The organism is Sphingomonas sp. (assembly GCF_040398505.1).
GTDB lineage: Bacteria > Pseudomonadota > Alphaproteobacteria > Sphingomonadales > Sphingomonadaceae > Sphingomonas.
Genome location: NZ_JBBATX010000141.1, coordinates 2,187 through 5,938, shown reverse-complemented (window position 1 = coordinate 5,938; position 3,752 = coordinate 2,187). Strand labels below are relative to the sequence as shown.

Genomic DNA, 3,752 nt, shown 5'->3' with positions numbered 1-3,752 from the left:
GATCGCCTCGTGGCAGAACGCCGGAATACCGAAATCGCCGAGCAAGTCGCGGTCGAGTACATGCTGCCCCGCCGCGAGGAACATCTCGTACAGCTCGGCGCTCGCTTTCTCGATCGTCTCGATCTCGGCGAGCGTGAAGCGGTAGCACGCGCTTTCGTCCCAATAGGGTTTGTCGCCGACGCTGTGCCAGACAAGGCCAAGCGATTCGACATGGGCCTGCCAGTCGCGGCGCGGGCTGCAATCGGTGCGGCGCATTATTCGCCGCCGCCCCCGCCGCTTGCGTGTGCGCTGCTGCCGAAGCCGCCGCGCGAGACGGTGGCGGAGGAGGCGCGGGCATAGCCGACCCCGGCGCGCGGGCTGCTCGAACCGCCCGCCAGCGCTTCGCCGACGCGCGGCACGGTGCTACCCCGGCCGAGATAATACCAGGCGAAACCGGCCATCGCCAAGCCGCCGCCGCCGCCGCCGCTGCGGGCGCAACGGACATCCTCGACGCGCTTCCCGCTCGCATCACGGCACACCGCAACGTCGGTGTCGGCGACACTCCGGCTCGGCCCACAGCCGCTGGCGAGCAGCGCCGCCGCGACCGCGCTGGTCAGCGGCAGGATGCGCGGGTTAAACTTACGGCGTGGCTCGGTCATCATGGCTCCCCTGTCCCGCCCGTATTATACGAGCAAGACAGGCCGGATGCGAGCAAGATCGGTGGGCTACTTTCCGAACGTCGTGGTGACGCGCAGGCCGAATTCGCTGCGGTCGTTGCTGACCACGACGCCGACGAAGCCGCCCTGATCGAGGCGACCCTGATCATAGACCTTGTTGAAGATGTTGCTGCCGTAGATCGTCACCGCCAGATCGCGCTTGGCGTTTTCAAATTTCAGGTTGAAGCCGACCAGGCTGCGCGCCGCGATCAGCTCGGTCGGGCGCGCGACGGGCTGGCCGAATTGCTCGCCGCGATAGGAGTAATCGACTTGGCCGGTAATCGCCGCCCCCGAGCCGAGCTTGTAGGTATAGCTGCCCGCGACCGCGCCGGTCACGTCCGGGCTGAGCGCGGTCGGCGCGCCGGCAACCGGCGTGCCGCCGGTCGGGAAGAAAGCGGGCGGCAACGAATTGACCCGCGTGATCTTGCTGTCAAGATAGCCGATCGACCCCTTCAGCCGGAAGCCGCCGAACGTCACCGTACTCTCCGCCTCGATCCCGCGTGCCCGGGCATTGGCCGAGATGATGACGGTGTTGAAGCCGGCCGCGTTGATAAACGAATAGGGCAGCCCGCGGTCTTTATAGTCGGTGGTGAAGGCCGACAGCAGGACGGTCCAATTGGGCAGGATCTTGCCCTTGAACCCGATCTCATAATTGGTCGCGGTGGTCTTGGGCGAGGCGTTGAACGATGCCGGCCCGCCAAACGGACGCGGGGTGTAGCTGCCCGGCTGATAGCCCAATTGGATCGTGCCATAGACGTTGATGTCGCGCGCGATCTTGTAAGTGACGTTGCCCTGCGCGGTGACCGCATCGTAACTGGCGGTGCGCGTCACCGGCCCGGGGAAGCTGCCCTGGAAATTGGCGGTCGCGCGCTTGTCATCCTTCGAATAGCGCACCCCCGCGCCGATCGACAGCGCGTCGGTCACGTCGAAGCTGCCATTGGCATAGGCGGCATAGCTGTCGGTGCGCTGCTTGATGAAATAGTCGCTGCGTCCGCCAAAGAAATAAGCCGGGGTCGAGGCGTTGCTGCCGTCTTCATAGAAATAATACAGTCCGCCAACCGCGTTGAAGCGGCCAAGCTCGGCATTGACCTGCAATTCGACCGAAGCCTGTTCGGCACTGCCGACTTCGGGGAAGACCGACTGGCGCGAGATATTGTCGGTGTCGGACAGGCCGCCCGTATATTGGGTCTGGCGATAGCTGCCGAGCAGCTTTGCGGTGAACGCGTCAGAGACTTTATATTCACCCGTCAGCGACGCGCCGAACAGATCGAGCGACGTGGTCTCGAGACCGGGGACGTCGGTGCCCGAATCGTCGGGACGGACCTGCGTCGCCCGGGTGAAACCGGCTGCGACGGGATCGTAGATATCGACCCGATACGGCGATTGCCCGTCGCGCGCGCGGACGAAATCGACCGAGGCGAGCAGCGAGAACGCGTCGCTCGGCGTCCAATAGGCGGCGGCGCGGCCGCTCGCGTCATTCTGTTCGCCGATCCGCGCGCTGGGGGCCGCGATATTGACCGCGTCGCCGACACCGGCGCTGCGTTCGTAACTGCCGCTGACCGAGAAAGCGAAGGTCGAGGACAGCCGCGTATCGGCGTAGAAATTGCCGTTGATGCGCCCGCGCGTACCGACTTGCGCGGTCAGCTCTGCGCCCTTGTCCGAGCCGGGCTTGCGCGTGATGATGTTGACCGCACCGCCCAGCGTGTTGCGGCCATAGAGCGTGCCCTGCGGCCCGCGCAGCACTTCGATCCGCTCGATATTGGTCAGCGACAGGTTGGAGCCGAGCTGCCGCCCAAGATACACGCCGTCGAGATAGACGCCGACGCCGGGATCGGTGGTGATCAGGTGGTCCTGCAGGCCGATCGCGCGGATAAACACCGAGGCTTGCGCGGTGTTGCCGACGCCGTAGCGGCTGATGTTGAGGTTGGGGACGTATTTGCCGACATCGGCCAGATTGGTGGCGTTGAGCGATTTCAGCGACTCCCCCGAAAAGGCGCTGAGCGCGACGGGGGTGTCGAGCAGGCTTTCCTCGCGCTTGCGCGCGGTGACGACGATATCGCCATCGTCGCTCGCAGGCTTCGCCTCGGCAGCAGGGGCGGTCTGCGCAAAGGTCGGTGTGGCCGCAACCAGCGCGGACAGCGCGATCAGGGCGCCCGCGACGCTACGGTGACGGATGCCAATGTTTTTGAAACGCATGATGGTCCCCCAAATGCTGCTGATGCTGGCCTGTTGTTTCCGGCGCGCGCTGGTTTCAGCATCGCGGCGCGGCTCCCGTCGCGGATTGTTAAGCTTCCGTGACAAGCCACTGATTCGCAATTGGGGATGCGTGCTGCGGCGTCTTTTTTCGCGCGCACTGTGGCGCGGTTGCCGCACTTCCCCGCGCCCGCTATGTCCGCATCCTATGAAACTGATCATCGGCAATAAGGCCTATTCCTCCTGGTCGCTGCGCGGCTGGCTCGCGTGCAAGCAATCGGGTTTGCTTTTCGAAGAAGCGGTCGTGCCGCTCTACGATGCCGAATGGGACAAGCGTCGCGATGGCGACGAATTCGCCCCCTCCTCGGGCAAGGTGCCGATCCTGTGGGATGGCGAGGCGGTGGTGTGGGACAGTCTGGCGATCGTCGAATATCTCGCCGAAAAGACCAGCCGCGACCTGTTCTGGCCCGCCGATGATGCCGCGCGCGCGATGGCGCGGTCGATGGCGGCGGAAATGCATTCGAGCTTCACCGCGCTCCGCCGCAAGCACAGCATGAACGTGCGCCAGATCTTCGCGCCGCAGCGCCCCGACGACGATGTCGTCGCCGACCTCACCCGCATCATGGAGCTATGGGCGCAGGCGCGCGCGCGCTTCGGCGGCGAGGGCGATTTCCTGTTCGGCGCGTTCGGCGCGGCGGACATCATGTATGCGCCGGTCGTCACGCGGATCGTCACCTATTCGCTGCCGGTCGCGCGTTTTGCCACCGGCTATATGGACGCGGTGCTCCACCATCCCTTCATGCAGGACTGGATCGCCGCGGCGCAGGAAGAGGAATGGGTGATCGAACAGTTCGAGCAGCCCGC

At 65.2% G+C, this 3,752-nt stretch carries 4 protein-coding genes; 1 reads left to right on the top strand and 3 read right to left on the bottom strand.

Features of this window, described 5'->3' with window-relative positions; translation table 11 throughout:
- The 3 genes from ABWP09_RS13195 to ABWP09_RS13185 all read right to left on the bottom strand — a co-directional run.
- Nucleotides 1-255, bottom strand: a 255-nt coding sequence (locus ABWP09_RS13195; protein ID WP_353205587.1) for a glutathionylspermidine synthase family protein, incomplete at its 3' end; no start/stop codon positions are given.
- The gene (locus ABWP09_RS13190; protein ID WP_353205586.1) at nt 255-638 is read right to left on the bottom strand and encodes a hypothetical protein; all 384 of its coding nucleotides are present in this window, start codon (nt 636-638) and stop codon (nt 255-257) included. The genes ABWP09_RS13190 and ABWP09_RS13195, both read right to left, overlap by 1 nt.
- Before the next feature lie 66 nt (nt 639-704).
- On the bottom strand, nt 705-2,891 hold the full coding sequence (locus tag ABWP09_RS13185; RefSeq protein WP_353205585.1) for a TonB-dependent receptor: 2,187 nt from the start codon (nt 2,889-2,891) through the stop codon (nt 705-707).
- 205 nt (nt 2,892-3,096) lie between these two features.
- Here ABWP09_RS13185 and ABWP09_RS13180 point away from each other — a divergent pair.
- On the top strand, nt 3,097-3,752 hold a 656-nt coding region (locus tag ABWP09_RS13180; protein WP_353205584.1), incomplete at its 3' end, for a glutathione S-transferase family protein.

Excerpts from the sequence above, each read along its gene's own strand:
- ABWP09_RS13185 (WP_353205585.1), bottom strand. The coding sequence starts at position 2,891 with ATGCGTTTCAAAAACATTGGCATCCGTCACCGTAGCGTCGCGGGCGCC.
- ABWP09_RS13190 (WP_353205586.1), bottom strand. The coding sequence starts at position 638 with ATGACCGAGCCACGCCGTAAGTTTAACCCGCGCATCCTGCCGCTGACC.